General features: G+C 38.9%; 19 protein-coding genes and 2 pseudogenes. 13 read left to right on the top strand and 8 right to left on the bottom strand.

The features are described 5' to 3' along the window. Complete coding sequence (locus D8863_RS02995) at window positions 1–1,989, top strand: FtsX-like permease family protein (protein WP_125441040.1); 1,989 nt, start codon at window positions 1–3, stop codon at window positions 1,987–1,989. A gap of 38 nt (window positions 1,990–2,027) precedes the next feature. Here the strand turns inward: D8863_RS02995 and D8863_RS02990 are convergent, their stop codons facing one another. Beyond that, entirely contained in the window at window positions 2,028–2,723 is a 696-nt protein-coding gene (locus tag D8863_RS02990) for a VIT1/CCC1 transporter family protein (protein ID WP_049505873.1), read from the bottom strand. Between the two features lie 205 nt (window positions 2,724–2,928). On the opposite strand from D8863_RS02990, the gene D8863_RS02985 reads away from it, so the two are divergent. The 3 genes from D8863_RS02985 to ftsY are packed head-to-tail and all read left to right on the top strand — an operon-like array spanning window position 2,929 to window position 5,852. Further along, window positions 2,929–3,720: a Cof-type HAD-IIB family hydrolase gene (locus D8863_RS02985; RefSeq protein WP_125388896.1), complete on the top strand. Its 792-nt coding sequence runs from the start codon at window positions 2,929–2,931 to the stop codon at window positions 3,718–3,720. After that, the gene (locus D8863_RS02980; RefSeq protein WP_125388895.1) at window positions 3,720–4,538 is read left to right on the top strand and encodes a Cof-type HAD-IIB family hydrolase; all 819 of its coding nucleotides are present in this window, start codon (window positions 3,720–3,722) and stop codon (window positions 4,536–4,538) included. The genes D8863_RS02985 and D8863_RS02980 overlap by 1 nt, the downstream gene beginning before the upstream one ends. A gap of 3 nt (window positions 4,539–4,541) precedes the next feature. Further along, window positions 4,542–5,852, top strand: coding sequence for a signal recognition particle-docking protein FtsY (ftsY, locus tag D8863_RS02975; protein WP_125441039.1), 1,311 nt, complete (start codon window positions 4,542–4,544; stop codon window positions 5,850–5,852). 44 nt (window positions 5,853–5,896) lie between these two features. On the opposite strand, the gene zwf is transcribed toward ftsY, so the two are convergent. The 3 genes from zwf to D8863_RS02960 all read right to left on the bottom strand — a co-directional run bounded on the left by zwf (window position 5,897) and on the right by D8863_RS02960 (window position 10,439). Continuing rightward, a complete protein-coding gene (gene zwf / locus D8863_RS02970) occupies window positions 5,897–7,384 on the bottom strand; it encodes a glucose-6-phosphate dehydrogenase (RefSeq protein ID WP_125441038.1) in 1,488 nt (495 codons plus the stop codon). 149 nt (window positions 7,385–7,533) lie between these two features. Beyond that, on the bottom strand, window positions 7,534–8,274 hold the full coding sequence (locus tag D8863_RS02965; RefSeq protein ID WP_001096337.1) for an amino acid ABC transporter ATP-binding protein: 741 nt from the start codon (window positions 8,272–8,274) through the stop codon (window positions 7,534–7,536). Then, window positions 8,274–10,439 (bottom strand): ABC transporter substrate-binding protein/permease, encoded by a 2,166-nt coding sequence (locus tag D8863_RS02960; protein ID WP_125441037.1) that lies wholly within the window; start codon window positions 10,437–10,439, stop codon window positions 8,274–8,276. The genes D8863_RS02965 and D8863_RS02960 overlap by 1 nt, the downstream gene beginning before the upstream one ends. Window positions 10,440–10,619: 180 nt before the next feature. Here D8863_RS02960 and uvrB point away from each other — a divergent pair, with 180 nt between their 5' ends. From uvrB to D8863_RS02915, 8 genes and pseudogenes are all read left to right on the top strand, one after another. After that, a complete protein-coding gene (uvrB, locus tag D8863_RS02955; RefSeq protein WP_125441036.1) occupies window positions 10,620–12,608 on the top strand; it encodes an excinuclease ABC subunit UvrB in 1,989 nt (662 codons plus the stop codon). Window positions 12,609–12,648: 40 nt separating this feature from the next. Beyond that, complete coding sequence (locus D8863_RS02950) at window positions 12,649–13,686, top strand: acyltransferase (protein ID WP_125441035.1); 1,038 nt, start codon at window positions 12,649–12,651, stop codon at window positions 13,684–13,686. 79 nt (window positions 13,687–13,765) lie between these two features. Continuing rightward, window positions 13,766–13,933 (top strand): annotated as a pseudogene (locus D8863_RS11325) (UvrB/UvrC motif-containing protein); the annotation flags it as partial. A gap of 52 nt (window positions 13,934–13,985) precedes the next feature. Then, window positions 13,986–15,797, top strand: a complete 1,812-nt coding sequence (locus D8863_RS02940; RefSeq protein WP_125441034.1) for a DUF2971 domain-containing protein — start codon at window positions 13,986–13,988, stop codon at window positions 15,795–15,797. A 205-nt stretch (window positions 15,798–16,002) separates the two neighbouring features. Beyond that, window positions 16,003–16,506, top strand: a complete 504-nt coding sequence (locus D8863_RS02935; RefSeq protein ID WP_125441033.1) for a hypothetical protein — start codon at window positions 16,003–16,005, stop codon at window positions 16,504–16,506. A gap of 495 nt (window positions 16,507–17,001) precedes the next feature. Further along, entirely contained in the window at window positions 17,002–17,559 is a 558-nt protein-coding gene (locus D8863_RS02925; RefSeq protein WP_125441031.1) for a hypothetical protein, read from the top strand. After that, window positions 17,537–17,974: a hypothetical protein gene (locus tag D8863_RS02920; protein WP_125441030.1), complete on the top strand. Its 438-nt coding sequence runs from the start codon at window positions 17,537–17,539 to the stop codon at window positions 17,972–17,974. The genes D8863_RS02925 and D8863_RS02920 overlap by 23 nt, the downstream gene beginning before the upstream one ends. A gap of 25 nt (window positions 17,975–17,999) precedes the next feature. Next, on the top strand, window positions 18,000–18,467 hold the full coding sequence (locus tag D8863_RS02915) for an 8-oxo-dGTP diphosphatase (protein ID WP_125441029.1): 468 nt from the start codon (window positions 18,000–18,002) through the stop codon (window positions 18,465–18,467). On the opposite strand, the gene D8863_RS02910 is transcribed toward D8863_RS02915, so the two are convergent. Together D8863_RS02910 and D8863_RS02905 are read right to left on the bottom strand one after the other, a co-directional pair. Next, a complete protein-coding gene (locus D8863_RS02910) occupies window positions 18,464–18,979 on the bottom strand; it encodes a transcription repressor NadR (RefSeq protein WP_000159158.1) in 516 nt (171 codons plus the stop codon). The genes D8863_RS02915 and D8863_RS02910 overlap by 4 nt on opposite strands. An 11-nt stretch (window positions 18,980–18,990) precedes the next feature. Further along, window positions 18,991–19,518 carry an ECF transporter S component gene (locus D8863_RS02905; protein WP_000354644.1) on the bottom strand — a complete coding sequence of 176 codons (528 nt, stop codon included), beginning with the start codon at window positions 19,516–19,518 and terminating at the stop codon, window positions 18,991–18,993. 135 nt (window positions 19,519–19,653) lie between these two features. Here D8863_RS02905 and D8863_RS02900 point away from each other — a divergent pair. Beyond that, a pseudogene (locus D8863_RS02900) lies at window positions 19,654–20,014 on the top strand (hypothetical protein). 41 nt (window positions 20,015–20,055) lie between these two features. On the opposite strand, the gene D8863_RS02895 reads toward D8863_RS02900, so the two are convergent. Then, window positions 20,056–20,619, bottom strand: coding sequence for an ECF transporter S component (locus tag D8863_RS02895; RefSeq protein WP_001042723.1), 564 nt, complete (start codon window positions 20,617–20,619; stop codon window positions 20,056–20,058). After that, the gene (gene coaC / locus D8863_RS02890; RefSeq protein WP_125441028.1) at window positions 20,603–21,154 is read right to left on the bottom strand and encodes a phosphopantothenoylcysteine decarboxylase; all 552 of its coding nucleotides are present in this window, start codon (window positions 21,152–21,154) and stop codon (window positions 20,603–20,605) included. Before coaC ends, D8863_RS02895 begins: the two co-directional genes overlap by 17 nt. Window positions 21,155–21,163 lie beyond the last annotated feature (9 nt).

The following is a 21,163-nucleotide window of genomic DNA, read 5'->3' as shown; positions in this document are numbered from 1 at the left end:
ATGTTCCGATTAACCAATAAGTTAGCGGTATCTAACTTGATTAAAAACCGCAAACTCTACTACCCCTTTGCCTTAGCTGTTCTCTTAGCAGTGACCATCACCTATCTCTTTTATTCATTGTCACTTAATCCTAACATTGGCAAGATCCGAGGGGGAGAAACTATCTCTATGACCCTGGCTCTCGGTATGGTGGTTGTTACCATCGCTTCTGGAATTATTGTCCTTTATGCCAATAGTTTTGTCATGAAGAACCGTTCCAAGGAGCTGGGTGTATATGGTATGCTTGGGCTCGAAAAGCGTCATTTGATCAGTATGGTTTTTAAAGAGCTTCTTATTTTTGGTTCCTTAACCTTGACAGCTGGTCTCGGCCTAGGAGCTCTCTTTGATAAGCTAATCTTTGCCCTTCTTCTGAAGCTGATGAAAATGAAAGTGGAGCTCGTTTCGACTTTCCAACCAATTGTCTTCATCCTAGTTCTCATCGTCTTTGGAGCTATCTTCCTAGGTCTAATTTTTATCAATGCCTTTCGCATCGCACGCATGAATGCCCTTCAGCTCTCTCGTGAAAAAGCCAGTGGTGAGAAAAAAGGACGTTTCTTAGGTCTTCAAACTATACTAGGTTTGATTAGTATGGGAGCTGGCTACTACCTAGCAGTTACCGTTGAAAATCCACTTTCTGCTGTTCTGATTTTCTTCGTAGCAGTCTTATTGGTAATTTTGGGAACTTATCTTCTCTTCAATGCAGGGATTACAGTTTTCTTACAAATCTTGAAGAAAAACAAGCGTTACTATTACCAACCCAACAACATGATTTCCGTATCCAATCTTATCTTCCGTATGAAGAAAAATGCGGTTGGTCTGGCGACGATTGCTATTCTCTCAACCATGGTCTTGGTGACTATGTCTGCTGCAACAAGTATCTTTAAAGCCTCAGAAAACTTCAAGAAAGTCATGAATCCACATGATTTTGGGATTACAGGACAGAATGTTGAAAAAGAAGATATCGAAAAACTCTTGAGCCAGTATGCTAGTGAAAAAGGATTGACTGTCACAAAGAAAGAAGTCCTTACATACAGTAACTTTGGTGTGGCAAATCAAGATGGTACGAAATTGACAATCTTTGATAAAGGTCAAAATCGTGTTCAACCGAAAACTATTTTTATGGTTTTTGACCAAAAAGACTACGAGAATATGACGGGGCAGAAACTTGCACTTTCAGGCCATGAAGTTGGATTGTTTGCTCAAAACAAGCAACTTCAAGGTCAAAAAGAACTGACTCTGAATGACCAGACTTACACGATCAAAGAAGAAATCAAAAAAGATTTTATTCTTGAACATGTCCCAAATCAGTACAATATTCTAACTTCGGACTATAACTATCTGGTTGTTCCTGACTTACAAGCCTTTCTTGACCAGCATCCTAACTCTTCCATCTTTAATCAATACTATGGTGGTATGAATGTAACGGCTAGTGAGGACGAGCAGCTTAAAATTGCAGATGACTATTCAAAATTCGTTAACAACTTTAATAGAGAAATAAACAAAGAAGGAAGCTATGTTTACGGAAGCAATCTGGCTGATAGTAGTGCGCAGATGAGTGCTCTCTTTGGTGGAGTCTTCTTCATCGGTATCTTCCTCTCTATCATCTTTATGGTGGGAACGGTTCTCGTCATCTACTACAAACAAATCTCTGAGGGCTATGAAGACCGTGAACGTTTCATCATTTTGCAAAAAGTTGGTCTCGATCAAAAGCAAATCAAGCAAACCATCAACAAACAAGTCCTAACTGTTTTCTTCCTCCCATTGCTCTTTGCTTTCTTACACCTTGCCTTTGCCTATCATATGCTTAGCCTCATCCTAAAAGTCATTGGGGTGCTAGATGCGACCATGATGTTGACAGTCACTCTGTCCATCTGTGCTATCTTCCTCGTTGTCTATGTCTTAATCTTTATGATTACCTCAAGAAGCTATCGCAAGATTGTGCAAATGTAAAAAAGATACCTCGATGTTTATCGAGGTATTTCTTTATCTTAAATGCTGAAGAGTTGTCCAAGCAGGTAAGTCACTCCCATGGTGAGAAGTCCGATACAGAGGTTACGGATCATGGCAGTTTTCGTAGGTGCCTTGCCTAGTTTAGCACTGGTATAGCCAGTGACGAGAAGGGAAAGGGCAACGATAAAAACAGTAGCAGGAATGCGATAATCACTTGGAAAGACAGTGATCGAAAGCATAGGAGGAAGACTTCCCAGTACAAAGGCGATAAAGCTAGAGATGGCAGCATGCCAAGGATTGGTAAATTCTTCGTACTCGATACCGTATTTTTCCTCGACCAAGGCTTTGAGTGGATTTTTTAAAAAGGCCTTGTTGGTCAAGAGTTGGGCGGACGTTTCACACTCACCATTTTGAAGGTAAGCAGCATAGAGGGATTGTTTTGCAGATTCGATATCCTTATCCAAGAGCAACTGTTCTCTAGCGACAGCGGCTTCTTCCGTGTCTTTCTGAGTCGATACAGAGACATATTCGCCACCTGCCATAGAAAAAGCACCAGCGAGGATAGCGGCCAATCCTGATAGAAAGATAATCCAGATATTGCTTGTCGCACTGGCAACACCGATAACGACTCCAGCGATGGAAATAATCCCATCATTTGCTCCCAGAACACCTGCGCGTAGGATATTGAGTCGGCCTGCAAAGTTTGCATCAATTTCATGTTTCATTTCTGTCATAGTCATCTCCTTTCTCTCCATTATAGAGAAAAGAATAGTGGAATACAAACTTTTTAAACTATCTGAAAAAAGTTCTACGATTCTAATTTTTAGGCCCTTTGAAGTTTCTCCGAAAAAGTAGTGCTATCCTACTGTACTGGACCTTTTTAAACTTATCTATGGTATAATAGAAGATAGATTTATCAATTGGAGAATGAAAGATTCTATGATTAAACTTGTAGCAACCGATATGGATGGAACCTTTCTAGATGGAGAGGGTCGGTTTGATATGAAACGCCTCAAAAACGTACTTGTTTCCTACAAGGAAAAGGGGATTTATTTTGCTGTGGCTTCAGGTCGCGGTATCTTGTCCCTGAAAAAGTTGTTTGCGGATGTGCGTGATGAAGTGATTTTTATAGCTGAAAATGGGAGCTATGTTGAGTTTCATGGCGAGGATATGTATGAGGCTACTATGTCTCGGGATTTTTACTTGAGCACTTTTGAAGCTTTAAAGAAATCGCCCTATTTTGATGAAAGAAAAATGCTCTTGACTGGGAAAAAAGCTTGTTATGTTTTGGATACAGTGGATGAGACCTATCTGATGTTTAGCCGTCACTACAACGAAAACATTCAAAAAGTAGCGAGTTTGGAAGATATCACAGATGAGATTTTTAAATTCACTACGAACTTTACTGAAGAAACGATAGAAGTTGGTGAGGCCTGGGTCAACGAAAATGTTCCTGATGTGAAAGCCATGACCACAGGTTTTGAATCCATCGATATTGTCTTGGACTACGTTGATAAGGGTATGGCCATTGTTGAGCTGGCAAAAAAACTTGGTCTGACCATGGATCAGGTTATGGCTTTTGGCGATAATCTCAATGACCTTCACATGATGCAGGTTGTTGGACACCCAATCGCTCCTGAAAATGCGCGACCAGAGATTTTAGAATTAGCAGAAGCAGTGATTGGCCACCATAAGAACCAATCAGTGATGGCTTATATGGAGGGCTTATAATGGCAGATATTAAATTGATTGCACTTGATTTGGATGGTACCTTACTGACAACAGATAAAAGGCTGACAGATCGTACCAAGGCGGTCCTCAAGGCTGCGCGTGATCGTGGCATCAAGGTCGTTCTGACAACAGGTCGTCCATTGAAGGCTATGGATTTCTTTCTCCATGAGCTAGGGACTGACGGTCAGGAGGATGAGTACACCATCACCTTTAATGGTGGTCTGGTACAGAAAAATACAGGAGAGATTCTCGATAAAACAGTCTTTTCAATCGACGATGTGGCACGCTTGTACGAGGAAACTGAAAAACTCGGACTTCCGTTAGATGCTATTTCAGAAGGAACCGTCTATCAAATCCAGTCTGACCAAGAAAGTCTCTATGCTAAGTTTAACCCAGCCCTGACTTTCGTACCTGTCGCTTTTGAAGATCTATCTAGTCAGATGACGTATAATAAATGCGTGACTGCCTTTGCCCAAGAACCTTTGGATGCAGCGATTCAACAGATTTCTCCAGACTTGTTTGACCAATATGAAATCTTCAAATCGCGTGAACTTTTATTGGAATGGTCGCCGAAAAACGTTCACAAGGCAACAGGTTTAGCGAAATTAATTAAACACTTGGGAATCGACCAAAGTCAAGTCATGGCTTGTGGGGACGAGGCCAATGACCTTTCCATGATTGAGTGGGCAGGTCTGGGAGTTGCCATGCAAAATGCTGTTCCAGCGGTTAAGGAAGTTGCCAATGTGATTACCCCTATGACCAACGACGAGGAAGCCGTTGCCTGGGCTATCGAAGAATACGTGCTAAAGGAGAACTAGAATATGGGATTATTTGACCGTTTATTCGGAAAAAAAGAAGAGCCGAAAATCGAAGATATCGTAAAAGAAGCTCTGGAAAATCTTGATTTGTCAGAAGAGGTTGAAGAAAACCAAACGGTAGTCGAAGAAACTTCTCAGGAAGAGACAACAAGAGACAAAGTGGAAGAAACACTTGCTCAAGAAGAAATTCCTCAGATCTCGACAGAAGAAGTTATTGAACCAGAAGCAGTCGAAGAAACTGCTCAGGAAGAGCTTGAGCTAGAATCTGATGAACTGGAACGATTCCAAGAGACGGAAGAAGCTCTAGAAGAAGAGAACCAAGAAACTGTAGAGTTCGAAGAAGGGTTAGCTACTGAAGTAGTAGAAGAAGAACTTCCTCAGGTTGAAGAAACCGTACAGGAAAAATATGACCGCAGTCTCAAGAAAACCCGTACGGGATTCGGAGCTCGTTTGAATGCTTTCTTTGCCAACTTCCGTTCTGTCGATGAAGAATTCTTCGAGGAATTGGAAGAACTGCTCATCATGAGTGACGTCGGTGTGCAGGTCGCTTCAAACTTAACAGAAGAACTACGTTATGAAGCCAAACTCGAAAATGCTAAGAAGCCTGACGCACTTCGTCGTGTCATTATCGAGAAATTGGTTGAACTCTATGAGAAGGATGGCAACTACGATGAACAAATCCATTTCCAAGATGGTTTGACAGTTATGCTCTTTGTTGGAGTCAATGGTGTTGGGAAAACAACTTCTATCGGGAAATTGGCTCATCGCTACAAACAAGCTGGCAAGAAAGTCATGCTGGTTGCGGCAGATACCTTCCGTGCGGGTGCAGTGGCCCAGCTAGCTGAATGGGGCCGTCGTGTGGATGTTCCTGTTGTGACGGGGCCTGAAAAGGCTGATCCAGCAAGCGTGGTCTTTGATGGGATGGAACGTGCTGTAGCAGAAGGGATTGATATTCTCATGATTGATACAGCAGGTCGTCTGCAAAACAAGGACAACCTTATGGCCGAGTTGGAAAAGATTGGCCGTATTATCAAGCGTGTCGTTCCAGAAGCACCTCATGAAACCTTCCTGGCACTCGATGCGTCAACTGGACAGAACGCCTTGGTACAAGCTAAGGAATTTTCTAAGATAACACCATTGACTGGAATTGTTTTGACTAAAATTGACGGAACTGCCCGGGGTGGTGTTGTTCTGGCTATCCGCGAAGAACTCAATATCCCTGTAAAATTGATCGGTTTCGGTGAAAAAATTGATGATATCGGGGAATTTAACTCAGAAAACTTTATGAAAGGTCTCTTAGAAGGCTTGATTTAATACAAAATAAATATCCTGCAATTCAATCTTGCAGGATATTTTTGCTATTCTAAACGGCCATCTTCACGATAGGCGATATCTGGTTGCCAGGTCCATTTAGCTCCATACTTTTCAAGTAAGTCAAAGCTAGCTTGTGGCCCCATGCTTCCAGCTTTATAGTCATGAAGTGGAGCACCGTTTTCAGCCCAGAGCTCTTCGATACGGTCAATCAATTTCCAAGAAGCACTTACCTCATCCCAGTGGCTAAAATTGGTTGAGTTGTTGTTCAAGACATCGTAGATTAATTTCTCGTAAGGATCTGGTGAGGCTCCAGTAGCAGTAGCATCTGTACGGTAATCCAGAGAGCTTGGAGCCAGGTTAAATTCTTCACCGACTTGCTTACCATTGAGGCTAAGAGAGAATCCTTCAGTTGGTTGAATATAGATGGTCAAGATATTTGGCGCTAATGGTTCTCCAAAGATAGAGTCCATTTGCTTAAAGACGATATTGACATGAGTCCCTTTTTCAGTCAGACGTTTCCCTGTACGGAAGAAGAAAGGAACACCACGGAAGCGATCGCTGTCTACAAAGAAGGCACCAGATGCGAAAGTTTCTGTTGTGGATTCAGGATCGACATTTGGCTCGCTACGATAGGAAATGTATTTCATGCCATCGATTTTACCAGAGCGATATTGACCACGGATAAACTGTTCTTTCAGTTCTTCCTCAGTTGGATGATAGAGGTTTTTAAAGACCTTTATCTTTTCAGCACGAATCTCATCCTTTGTAAAGCTAGCTGGTTTGTCCATGGCTAGAAGAGAGAGAAGTTGGAGAGTATGGTTTTGCACCATATCACGAAGGGCACCAGATTGATCGTAGTAGCCGCCACGTTCTTCTACACCCAATCGTTCCGCAAAGGTAATCTGAACATTATCGATGTGTTCGCGATTCCAAACATTCTCAAAGATCATGTTGGCAAAACGAACAGCAAAGATACTCTGAATCATCTCTTTACCTAGGTAATGGTCGATACGGTAGATTTGCTCCTCATCAAAGGCTGCAAGGAGATCTTCATTGAGTTTGCTAGCTGTTTCGCAGTCTGTACCAAATGGTTTCTCAACGATCAAGCGCTCAAAACCTTTACCATCAACAATGTTTTCAGATTTGAGGTGCTTGGCAATGGTTCCAAAGAACTGAGGTGCCATAGACAAGAAGAAGAGCTTATTGTGTTCAGCTTGGTATTTTTCATTTAGCTCAGCTTGTAATTGACGCAAAGCAATGTAATGTTCCGTATCATTCACATCATGGCTTTGGTAGTAGAAGTGGCTAGCAAATTCTTGGGCTTGCTCGGTACTATCTGCCAAATCAAGGATGGACTCGACTACTACAGATTCAAAATATTCCTTACTCCAAGGTCTACGAGCTGTTCCGATAACAGCAAAATGCTCAGAGAGATTGCCTGATTTATAGAGTCTGAAAAGGGAAGGGTAGAGTTTGCGTTTAGCTAAATCTCCACTCGCACCGAAAATTGTAACAATAACCTTTGATGACATCTAGCTACCTAATTTCTATATTTTTTCCTAGTTGGACTAGGGATGAGATTTCCTCATTTTCATAGTTTTTATTTTATCATAATTTTCAAAAAAAACAAAAAATCCAATACGCAATTTAAAAACTGTAAGGAGAACCTTACAGTTTTGTTTTATACATTTAAGACTTTGTCCAAGAACTCTTTTAGACGAGGGTGTTGCGGGTTGTCAAAGATTTGATCTGGAGTTCCATCTTCTAGGAATTCACCATCAGCCGTAAAGATAACACGGTTGGCCACCTGACGAGCAAACCCCATCTCATGGGTTACGATAATCATGGTCATGCCTTGTTCCGCCAATTCCTTCATAACATTCAGTACATCTCCAACCATTTCAGGGTCCAGAGCGGAAGTTGGCTCATCAAAGAGCATGATATCAGGATTCATGGCAAGTCCACGAGCGATAGCTACACGCTGTTTTTGACCACCTGATAGGCTATCTGGGTTGGCATTAGCTTTATCTGCTAGTCCTACCTTTTCAAGCAACTCCATCCCCAATTTTTCAGCTTCTTCTTTGGTCATCCGTTTGTGTTCAATAGGTGCAAAAGTGATATTTTCTAGGACGGACATGTGTGGGAAGAGGTTGAAGTGTTGGAAGACCATTCCTACATTTTCGCGAACATGGTCGACATTGGTTGATTTTTCAGTCAAATCATAACCATTCACTGTGATGTGGCCACTCGTTACCTCCTCGAGAAGGTTAAGGCTACGGAGGAAAGTGGATTTACCAGAACCAGAAGGACCGATGATGCAGACAACATCTCCTTCATAGAATTTAGTTGTAATTCCTTTTAAAACTTCGTTTTTTCCATAATACTTATGCAAATCATTTACATCAATTTTTAGTTTTGCCATTAACGAATCCTCTTTTCTAAGCGTTTCGCTAGTCTAGTCAAAAGCGTGATAATTACAAGATAGAAGATAGCAAGGATTGCATACATCTTGAAACTTTGGTAGTTACGGGCAATGATAATCTTACCAGTTTGGAAAAGTTCCACCAAACCGATAGCAGACACGATGGTTGTATCTTTAAGAGCAATAACGAATTGGTTGACAAAGTTTGGCAACATCAATTTAGTCGCTTGTGGCAAGATAATCTTACGCATGGTTTTTCCATAAGAGATACCAAGACTGCGGCTGGCTTCCATTTGCCCAACTGGAACAGCTTGAATCCCACCACGAACAATTTCAGCGATATAAGCAGCTGCATTGAGTGAGAGGGCTATAGTACCAGCTACAAAGTCATTGATTGGACTTTGTTGGCCTGTAATCGACTCGATGAAGTTTGGAATACCCCAGAAGATGAAGGCTGCAAGAATCATCAAGGGAATACCACGGATAACGTCAACGAAAATCTCAGAGATTAGACGAAGAGATTTGTATGGGCTAACGCTAAACATACCAAAGATAATACCGATGACAATGGCAATTGCAAATGAGATAAGAGCTAGAGCAAGAGTGATTCCAAGTCCACTAAGAAGTTGTTTGTAGTTGTTTTGAAGCAAGCCCCAGATAGTTGTTTCGTCAACCGTACTTGTAGAGTCAGTTGAAGTTTCACTAGCTAGATACTTGTCAAGAATCTTTTGGAATTCTCCGTTAGCTTTGAGGTTCGCAAGTCCATTATTAAACATCTGGATCAATTCTGGGTTTGTTCCTTTTTTAACCGCAAAGGCTGTTTCACCGATTGGAGTTCCAGCGATTGGAGTTTTCAATTTTTGCCCTTGGCTGATAGAATATTTGAGAACTGGCTCATCATCCATCACGGCATCAATAGATCCAGTATTTAGACTGTCATACATTGATGCGCCATCTGCAAAGGTTTTAATCTTATAGCCGTATTTGCTTTGGTTCTCAGTAAGGAATGTTTGAGAAGCAGTTCCGTTTTTAACACCGACAGTTTTATCCTTGAGGTCTTCATAAGAAGCAATGGTGCTTGATTCTTTCACACCAAGAATCGTATTTGCTGTGTAGTATGATTCTGAGAAGTCGAAGGTTTCCTTACGAGCATCTGTTACAGACATACCAGCAATGATACCATCTGCTTGTCCAGCTTGAACAGCGCTGATTGCTGCATCAAATCCTGGGTTGGTAATTTCAATTTCAAAACCTTGGTCTTTAGCAATAGCCTTGATGAGGTCCATATCAATACCGGTGTATTGATTACTTGAATTTTGAAAAACGAATGGGGCGAAAGATGAGTCGCTGGCAATAATGTACTTGCTTTTCAGTGGTGTAGCTTTTTGTCCAGCAGCAGTAGTTGTCGTTGGGGTTGCCGTAGTTGTAGAAGCTGTCCATTTTTGGATGATTTGCTCCAAGCTACCATCTTTCTTCATTTGTGCTAGGGCGTCGTTAAACTCGGTAACCAAGTGTTCATACTTGCTCCCTTTCTTGACACCAAAGGCAAAGCTTCCAACAGCCTCACCATCCATATTGATGCTGAGATCTTGTCCTTGGTTAATCGCATACTCGATAACAGGTTTATCATCCATGATGGCATTTACAGCACCAGCACTTAGACTGTTATTCATCAAATCACCAGTATCAAAGGTTTTAATAGAGAAACCGTATTTATCTTTGATACTTTCGAGGAAACGTTGAGCGGCAGTTCCGTTCTTAACTCCAACTGTTTTCCCGCTAAGTTCCTCATATTTGGTGATTTTATTTGCCTTTGTGGTTGCAATGACAACTTTTGTATCATAATAGGTATCAGACATGGTAAAGACATTTTCACGTTCTTTTGTTTTTGTCATACCTGCCATAATAGCATCTGCTTGACCTGACTGCACTGCATTTACAGCTGCATCAAAGCCAGGATAAGACATTTGGATGTTCCATCCTTTGATTTCTGCGACTTTATTGATAATATCAACATCAATTCCTTTATAGGTTTGATCTGAATCTTTAAACTCAAAAGGTGCGTAAGCTGTATCAGACACAATCTTAACAGTATCAGCTTTTGCCATACCTAGTGAGAAAATGGGAAATAAAATGAGCAAACATGCTAGTATTTTTTTCTTCATTTTTAGTCTCCTTTTCCGAATATTTTCCCATTATATCAGAAAATGAATGAAAAGGCAAATTTTATGGATTTTATGTAAGGAAATGTAACATGAAATACTCGCTCTTATCAACTTAGAGAAGAGTCTGAAAAGTAAATTTATGGTAAAATAGAAGGATAGAAAAATGCAGATGAGGCAATCATGATTAATAGAATTACAGATAATAAATTTAAACTAGTATCAAAATATGAACCTTCAGGAGATCAACCCCAAGCGATTGAGCAGTTGGTTGACAATATCGAGGGTGGAGAAAAGGCTCAGATTCTGATGGGGGCGACGGGTACAGGGAAGACCTATACCATGAGTCAGGTCATTTCCAAAGTCAATAAACCAACCTTGGTCATTGCCCATAACAAAACACTAGCTGGTCAGCTCTACGGAGAGTTCAAGGAATTTTTCCCTGAAAATGCTGTTGAGTACTTCGTATCCTACTATGATTATTATCAACCTGAGGCCTATGTCCCTTCGAGTGATACTTATATTGAAAAGGATAGCTCGGTCAATGATGAGATTGACAAGCTCCGTCACTCAGCGACTTCGGCTCTTTTAGAGCGTAATGATGTCATTGTCGTGGCTTCAGTCTCTTGTATCTATGGTTTGGGTTCGCCCAAAGAATACGCTGACAGTGTTGTAAGTCTACGTCCAGGGCTTGAAATTTCTCGTGATAAACTCTTGAATGACTTGGTTGATATCCAATTTGAACGTAATGATATTGATTTCCAACGGGGAAGATTTCGTGTGCGTGGGGATGTGGTGGAGATTTTCCCAGCTTCTCGTGATGAACACGCTTTTCGAGTAGAGTTTTTCGGGGATGAGATTGACCGTATCCGTGAAGTTGAGGCTTTGACAGGTCAGGTATTGGGAGAAGTGGATCATTTGGCGATTTTCCCTGCCACTCACTTTGTGACCAATGATGACCACATGGAGGTTGCGATTGCTAAGATTCAGGCAGAGTTGGAGGAGCAGTTGGCTGTCTTTGAAAAGGAAGGCAAACTGCTAGAAGCCCAGCGTTTGAAACAGCGCACAGAGTATGATATTGAAATGCTGCGTGAGATGGGGTATACAAATGGGGTTGAGAACTACTCACGCCACATGGATGGTCGTAGTGAAGGAGAGCCTCCTTATACGCTTCTTGACTTCTTCCCAGATGATTTCTTGATTATGATTGATGAAAGTCACATGACTATGGGGCAAATCAAAGGTATGTACAATGGAGACCGTTCGCGTAAGGAAATGCTGGTTAATTATGGTTTCCGTTTACCGTCAGCCTTGGACAATCGTCCTCTCCGTCGTGAGGAGTTTGAGAGTCACGTTCATCAGATTGTATATGTTTCAGCGACACCAGGTGACTATGAAAATGAACAGACGGAGACAGTGATTGAGCAAATCATTCGTCCAACAGGGCTTCTAGACCCAGAAGTGGAAGTTCGTCCGACTATGGGACAGATTGATGACCTCCTAGGTGAAATCAATGCCCGTGTTGAAAAGAATGAACGGACCTTTATCACCACTTTGACTAAGAAAATGGCTGAAGACTTAACCGACTACTTCAAAGAAATGGGCATCAAGGTCAAGTACATGCACTCGGATATCAAGACTTTGGAGCGGACGGAGATTATCCGTGACCTACGCTTGGGTGTTTTTGATGTCTTGGTCGGAATCAACCTGCTCCGTGAAGGGATTGATGTTCCTGAAGTAAGTTTAGTAGCCATTCTCGATGCCGACAAGGAAGGATTCCTACGTAACGAACGTGGCTTAATCCAGACCATTGGACGTGCCGCCCGTAACAGTGAAGGTCATGTCATCATGTATGCTGATACCATGACCCAGTCTATGCAACGTGCTATCGATGAAACGGCCCGCCGTCGGAAAATCCAGATGGCTTATAATGAAGAGCATGATATCGTCCCACAAACCATTAAGAAAGAAATCCGTGATCTTATTGCCGTGACCAAGGCAGTTTCTAAGGAAGAGGACAAGGAAGTCGATATCAATAGTCTCAACAAACAAGAGCGCAAGGAACTCGTTAAAAAACTCGAAAAACAAATGCAAGAAGCCGTCGAAGTGCTTGACTTTGAACTGGCAGCTCAGATACGCGATATGATGTTGGAAGTGAAGGCGTTAAACTGAAAAAATTATAAAGAAATAGAAATATATAGAAAGACATAATATGACAGCAAAAAAAACTAAACACATAGGCATTGAATGTTGTAGAATTCTAGCTATGTTGATGATTTGCAACTTACATGTTTTGGGTATGGGAGGAATTTTGGAGAAAGTTGATAGTCAAAAAGATCTTTACTATATTTTTGCCAATTTTTTAGAAGGTTTCTCATATTCAGCTGTAAATATTTATATTTTAATCAGTGGGTATGTCGGTCTTTATTCACAATTTAGTTATAAAAAAATGTTTAGTTTTTGGATACAGATTATTTTCTATACTATTTCAATTACTTTTGTATTTGCTATTTTTTCAAAATCATCTGTTAACTTAAGTGATTGGTTTTCAGCTTTAACTCCAATAAGTCATGGACAGTATTGGTATATGAGTTGCTATTTTGGTTTAGTCTTAATAGCACCATTTTTGAATCAAGCAGTGTTGACATTGAAAAAAGAACAATTGTTTCCAATTGTTAGTGGAGCATTTATATACTTTTCTGTCATACCTACAGTATTTAAACAAGATATTCTGGGCTTGTGGGGTGGATATAGTGTATTATGGATGATTCTTTTGTACACTATAGGAGCAATAATTAGAAAATCAAATTACGAAAGTCGTTTTCAAATACGTTATGTTATTGGATTTATTTTATTTCTAACTAGTTTAACTTTTATATTGTGCTGGCTTGGTTTTGAACAGTGGAGAAGTTATATTTCTCCTACGGTCACACTGCAAGGAATAGCAATATTTTTACTCTTCTTGAATATTAAAGATATTCCCTTAACTTTTAAGAGACTAGTTCTTTTAATATCTCCACTAACTTTGGGGGTTTATCTGTTTCATGTACATCCTCTTATTTTTAGAAGAATTATACCAAACATTTATACTTTAGTTGGAGAACAAGAATTTTTTATGTTTGTTATTATGATTCTAGTTATGACACTGGCCCTGTTCTTTTCTGGCGCTATGATTGAGTATTTTAGAAATAAATTAATGGCGTATATTCTTACTTTAATAAAGAGTGTTAAAAATCTTAAACAGACTTAAAACTTTTTTGTCTTATTAAAATAGGAGCAAGAGGCATTAAAATATACACTTCACTGAGAACTTAAGGTTTACTGAACTTATCCTTGATCTAATCGCCGTAACTAAGGAAGTTGCTAAGGAAGAGGACAAGGAAGTCGATATCAATAGCCTCAACAAACAAGAGCGCAAGGAACTCGTCAAGAAACTGGAAAAACAAATGCAAGAAGCCGTCGAAGTGCTTGATTTTGAACTGGCAACTCAGATTTGAGATATGATGTTGGAAGTCAAGGCGTTGGGTTAGAATTTTAGAAGGAGATAAAATGAAAGAGTTAAATTATTTTACAGGTGAATTTAGTGAATCTGAATTAAAGAATCATTTTGACTCGTTGGACGAAAATAAACTGAAATACGAACTTAAAAACTTTACTAATCAATATTTAGAGTTATCCGAAGAAGAACAATTGAAATATGCTGGAAGTGTCTTGTCTGTTTGTATGAATTTAATAGAAAAAATAGGTAAGACCACAGCAAAAAATATATTAGTTACACTAAATAAAATATTATTAAATAATGTCCAGTTATTTGATTGGTTTGAAAATTTTGAATATTTTATTGTTTTGTATAGATATTTATTTTTTACGAAGGAATATGAAGAATATTCGATATTGTTTGAAGATGGAAGTTATTTTCTAAAAATTCTTGAATTAGTGTTAGATGATGGTTTTGAGGAAGCTAAATTACTCGCTCCTAGCATGCTTACAGTTTTTTATAAATTATTTGAACAAAATAGTTTACCAGAAGAAAGAAGAATCTATTTTAAGAGGAAATATGAATCATTGATCAGATTTATATTTGAATATAATGGTTTTGAAGCTGCTATATATGCGTATTTCCGATTAGATGAGCTTGTTTCACTTTTTCAATTTGAGCACTTAGAGATAATAAATAACTATTATATCAATAACCCTCAATCTGATTATGTTGGGAAATATTTGGATTTTGTGTTAAGACACTTTGATGACATAATTACAAATTCGATTGATGTTGTTCGAAAGATAGCAGAAGAAAATGATTCGGATATCATCCGAAACCAAGCTATTAAGTTAATTGAGAAGTATGATAATGATTATTTAAATGAGAAAAGTGATCCAGAATCTATCTCGTCATTAGACGCTGATCAGCTTTTAGAACAAGCGGACAAGATTATATACTATATACGTTCTAAATTGACTGTTGATGCTACAGAGTTAAAAGAAATTGGTTCCTTTGGACATTATACTAAGATTGATACCTTAACAAATTTTCTCATAAAAGCTGACTGGAAAAATGAAAATAATTCTGAAACTCAACCTCCATTTTTACGACTTACTAATCTAAAACAGTTAAATGACCCGATGGAAGGAAAAGTAATATATGATTATTTGGGTATAGATAATACGTTTTTCAAACAATATCAAACTTCCAATGTTTTTATATCTTCTCTAACCACGGTATCTGATAGTTTACCTATGTGGAAGGAGTATGCTGATTCCTCTCAAGGTGCATTTCTTGAATATGATAATACTTATCTTGAAGGCATTGTTGCACATAAATACATTGAGTTTGTTAAAATTCATTATTTAGATTTGAACTCATATAAGAAAGAAGAATCGGATGTCGATAAATCTCTTTCTAAGTTAAAACAAATTTTTGAAAAATTACAAGAGCTTAAAGCTGAAAAAGAATTAATAGGTTTTGCTGAGAAATTAAAGAAGATTTCTTACCTTTTCAAAGTTAAAGACTATGAGTATGAAATGGAGTATCGTATTTTAATTAATTTAGATGATACAGCTATACAAAATATTATTAAAAGAGATGTTAATGATTCATCAAATGAGAAATACTTTAAGAAGGAAGAAATTGGATTAGAAAATTTTGATAAAGTTAACTATAATGATTTTAGGCAGTATATCGTATTAAGCCCGAAAGATAATGGTAGATACGATTTATTCGTATATATCAATTTACTTCCTTTGAAATACTCAAAAGTTATTCTAGGTCCAAAGGTTACGGATACAGACTATATTGCTCCTTATCTCAAACTTGCCAATCCTGATATAGAGATAGAAAGTTCAAAAATCCCTTATCGTTAAGCTGAGGGTGACATAAAGCAGAAGGTGGTTTGAGAGAATTTAGTGAGATTAAAATAGATAATGCAAACTTAATTGGAAAGTTTTAAATCTTAAAGTTTGGCTTTGAGCTTAGCTCACCTATTCTTAAAAATGGATTTATTTTCAGCTTGCACAATCAACAAACGATTACGTTTTAGCATATATTCTTAAATAGAGAGAAGTTATTATGAAATTGAAAGAGAAGAATTATAAGAAGTCATCAGGGTTAGATTCTGTTCGTTTTTGGTTACAAGGACATCGATTTATCAAATTTATTCTTGATATTATCTTTTATATCATCTTGTTCCTAGTTATAGAATTTACAACATCACAGAACAAAAGCATTCCAGCTGATTTTCGGTACAGAGAGCTTTTATTTCCCTTGCAATTGAATCTTTTTATCTTGGGAAACAGGCTCTATGCTCTCTTTTTGTCAGTGAAAACTAAAAAAGAAAGGACCCTTAAAAGATTTTGTGAACCCTTTATTTATATCAATATCCTTAGCTTTATTTTTCAACTGATTGGTGTGAGAAAAAGAGGAAGAGTTGTTCTGTCACCTTTGTTTTCACTGGAGTCATCCTATATCTGGTTTCCTATTGTTGTCTACCTTCTAGTCTTGATGTTAACTCTGGCAATCTTCTTTCTCTCTAAAGGTTCAAAAAAAGGAGTAGATGAAAATGAAGATGAGTAGGCAAATGAAGTACAAGACAAAAGAAAAGTCTTCTTGGACTAATAGGATTTTTCTTTGGATGGAAAGGCACAGAAGGATTGCTCAACTTTTAGATACGAGTGTATTATTTGGATCTATGTTTGTATCATTTCTTGCCGCCTCTTACATTAGTTATCTATTACCGAACATGAACTATCTTTCCCCCTTAAGCTTCAATCTTATCCTTCTGATCTTATCAACCTATTTCCTTGTCTTTCGTTTTAGTAGTGATAAACTTCAGAAATGGCGTTACTTTTCATGGGGATTTATTGGGTTCAATGGTCTTCTTTTTCCCTTTCATCTCTTGGTAGGTCTGAATTGGCTAGGACGTCGTAAGTCAACGAATTTCCCTCCCATAATTTCTATGGATCCAGCATATGTCTGGGTCCCTATTGTAAGTTATCTCTTTTTCTTTTTCTTGGGGCTGGGCATTCTGCTTTTGATTATACGGATAGAAAAGAGAAGAAGGAGGCGTAAATGGAACGAAAGATTAAGAGAAAAAAGAAGGTCAAACAACAGGACAGAAAAATGAGAAAAATCCAGAAAAAGTATTCTTTGATAGCTCACGTCCAATTGTGGCTGGAAAGACATTCAAAGATTGCTTCTTTTATGGATGGTGGTATAATATTATTATCTATTTTTGGTATCATGTATGTGTTGTTCGGGACGTCACTTATCCCGAAACCATATCAAGAAATGTCCTATGTCTTGCCAATTATTATGAATTTTGTCTTTTTGGTGCACACACTCTATCAAGGTATTTTTAGAGATGGTTTTATCAATAAGGCTTCAGTACAAGGATTTTTAAAAGCTTTTCTATACATAAATGGACCTATTTTTCTCCTCCACTTACTTGTTGGGGTGAAAGGGAGAAATGTTAAAAAAATTCCTTCCTTATTATCTGTTGATTATCGCTACATCTGGCTTCCAATTGCTACCTATCTAATCTTTTTCATCATTCCAGCGATATTGATGGTGATTTTGAAATATAATGATAAAAAGAGGAAAAATTATGACAAAAGAAAATCTAACTAAGTTAATTTCGTTTAAGACACTTTATTTGGCTTTGCTAGCTTTTGTGGTTCTTCATTTGTTGTTGTTGGTTTTTGGCCTATCTTTTACGCCGATTTTGTGGAATAGTTGGTTTTTCATTCTTTGTTTGACCTTCCTAATCCATTCTTGGAGAATCTTTTATAGAACAAGAGATGCTAAATGGTATCACCTTATTTTTCAAGTATTTAGTGGATTGGTGACATTTTACCTTTGGTTTGCAGCATTCTTTGTTTTATCAGTTATCTCGGATCCAGCCGTCCCTATCAATATAGACTATCGCATAGAAGATAAGGAAATCATCATTGCTAGAGGTTTTTTGGCCCGTACTACTTATGACCATCATGAATTGATCAATCCCTTTATCATGAAGTCAGAAGTAAAATATCGAGATGAATAATAACAAATAGAAAGTGAGTGAATCCATGTCACGTTCCCAAGCAACTATTTTAACCAACATCTGTCTGATTGAAGACCTCGAAACCCAGCGCGTGGTGATGCAGTATCGTTCACCCGAAAACAATCGCTGGTCTGGCTATGCCTTTCCAGGAGGACATGTTGAGAATGGCGAGGCCTTTGCCGAGTCTGTCATTCGTGAGATTTATGAAGAAACAGGTCTAACCATTCAGAATCCACAACTAGTCGGTATTAAAAACTGGCCCTTAGATGCAGGTGGGCGCTACATCGTCGTTTGCTATAAAGCGACAGAGTTTACTGGAAATCTCCAATCTTCAGAAGAAGGAGAAGTATGTTGGGTGCAAAAAGACCAGATTCCAAATTTGGAACTGGCCTATGATATGTTGCCTTTGATGGAAATGATGGAAGCACCTGACAAGTCTGAGTTCTTCTATCGCCACCGCACAGAGGACGGCTGGGAGAAAGAAATTTTCTAGTCTTTTACCAAATAACCTAACTGATCCAAGGCCTCCTCGATATAGTGGAGGTCTTGTTGCGTTTCGGCTTCAACAAGGTGGTAATGGATGCCGTCTGTCAATTCAGAAAGGGGTCTAAAGTCTGAATTCTCGACTTGTTCGAGAAAATGCTGGACATCTCGGCGACAAGTGAGTTTGAGTAGGGTTTCAATTTCTCCATAAACGGGATGATCGATTAAGATATTTTGAACGCGTCCGCCATTGTCTACAATAGCTAGTAGTTCCTGACCGATTTCTTCCAGTTCATGTTTCACTTTAAAGAGTTTGTGCACGTAGGGGCTGGCATCATTTTCTTTGTAGATATAGCCACGATTGGTGGATAGGATAGGAGCTCCATCTGCTCGGAGAATAGCGATGTCCTGTACAATGACCTGACGCGTAACATGAAAGTGTTCAGCCAAGGTTTGACCATTGAGAGCTTTTGGCGCTTCTTTTAATAGTTTGAGAAGAGCTTGTTTGCGATCCTTTGTCATAGTTTTTCCTTTTAGCGACGTTTTCGAAGCACTTTATAGACAGCTAGTGCTAATGTATAGTCTACCATACTATGGACGATTGTGCCAAAACCAACTAGGACAAAGAGAACATAAAACATATTTTCAACATTTGTCCCTGAAGTAGCATAAAAGATGATACAAGCTATTACTTCAGCGATAGCATGAACAACACCCAAAACAAAGTTAAAAATCCAAGATGCCTTTGGTTTATCCAAGGTTTCAGGGAATTTTTTTAAGTACAAAGCCCCCAAAGTACCAAAAACAATGTGAGAGAAGGCACGGAGTACAATAACAGGCGGATAGCCTGCCATCAGAAAACCAAGACTAGAAGCAATAATCACAAAAGCAGCCATCAAAGGCGAAAGAAACATGGCGATAAAGATGGGGATATGACTTCCCAAGGTGTAAGAAGCCGGTGGGATAACGATTTTAAAAGGCATAATGATTGGAATCAAAATCGCTATTGCAGTGAGTAGGGCAGTCATAGTCATAAACTGCGTTTTTTTCCGTATATCCATAAGAACCTCCATTTATCTGTATATACACAAGTATAGTACAATAAATCACCAATCAAGTCAAGAAGCATTATTGATTTTTCAGGAAAATTTGGTTAAAATGTGGTAAAGAATAATAGGAAACGAGGAGAAAATGTGATGATACTTTTTGTTTACCTAATAGTGGTAACCGTGATGATGTCAAAACAGAAAAGTGAAGGGAAAGTAGTCTCAGGTTGGACTCGTTTCCTAGTTTATAGTTTATTAGTCCTTTCGCTACTCTCTCTATTAGCAAGTAGCTTGGCTGTTTCACTTTTTAGCCTTCCTTTATTAGGTTTTCTTTTGATGGCAGCAATACTCGAAATTGCTTATTTCGTCAGATTGGTGATTGCATTTGGTTTGGTTTTTACTATCTCTAACCCTATACTTGGATAGCCAGAAAAGCCAGCAACCTACCCCTCTTTCGTATCATCTCCTGCGCTTTGGCTTTCACATTCTATTGATATTTCTTATGTTTTAAATGCTAAACTCCACCTTCAGGACGAAAGTGGAGTTGATTTTTTATTTCTTAAGGGTTTCGAGACGGGGAACAATTGCTACTGTTAGAACGGCAGAGATGACAAGCTCGGCAATTGAGTTTGTAGAAATAACGGTTGCTAGGAGTTTTTGGATATTGCCGTCGAAGACATTTCCAAAAAGGAAGAAGATTCCCCCAAGGACAAAGACGGTGTTGGTAAGGGAACCGAGAGCACCAGCAAAGATGAGACCCGTTCTATTTTTTAATAATTTATAAACCAAGTAAGGTGTCAGCCCAATCAAAACGCGAGGGACAATAGCGATAATCGCAGAGTAAATGTTTCCGTTCGGTACGAATGGTGAGAAGAGGTAGCTGGTTGGAAGGATGGTAATCGTATTTACCGTTAAGCTCAATAGTCCCATAAGAAAACCAAGTGTAACCCCAACCCGAGGGCCATAGATGATACTAGCAATAATGACTGGAATATGAACGATAGTTGGTTTAATCGGGAATGGGAAAAGGTTAAATAGGAGAGAACTCAAAAAGTGGATAACGAGCATAACTGCAAAAAAGATAGCAATCGGTGCAATGTTAGAGCGTTTGTTCATCGAGGGTTTCCTTTATTCTTTCTAAAATAGTATTCAGGTCAGCTAGGGCGCCTTTGCCGTGATCGCCACAGGCTAGTAGAGATTCTTTTGGAGAGATGATCTGATAACCATAGGTCTCTAATGTTTTTAGATTAGCCTGACTTGCCGGATGGTCATACATCTTTGTATTCATGGCTGGTGCGACTAACTTTTTGACGTGGTCTGGCAAGGCAAGCGCTGTACTTGTCACCATGTTGTCCGCAAATCCATGGGCTAACTTTGCGATGGTATTAGCAGTAGCAGGAACAACAATAAAAAGGTCGGTCCTTTTGCCTAGTTCGATATGATTGACTTGATCAGGATAAGGTTCCTTCATGACATCAAGGTGGACAGGATTTTGAGAGAGGACCTGTAGTGTCAACGGTTGGATAAACTCTCTCGCTGCCTCAGTCATTAAGACAGTGACATGATGGCCTTGTTTTTTCAAGGAACTGACTAGATCAGCTGCTTTATAGGAGGCAATGGAACCTGTCACTGCGATGAGAATGTTTGCCATGGCTTTCCT

It is taken from the genome of Streptococcus oralis, from assembly GCF_003943825.1.
Lineage (GTDB): Bacteria > Bacillota > Bacilli > Lactobacillales > Streptococcaceae > Streptococcus > Streptococcus oralis_CD.
Note: the sequence above shows the minus strand (reverse complement) of the source record. Positions and strands in the feature narration are given on the sequence as shown.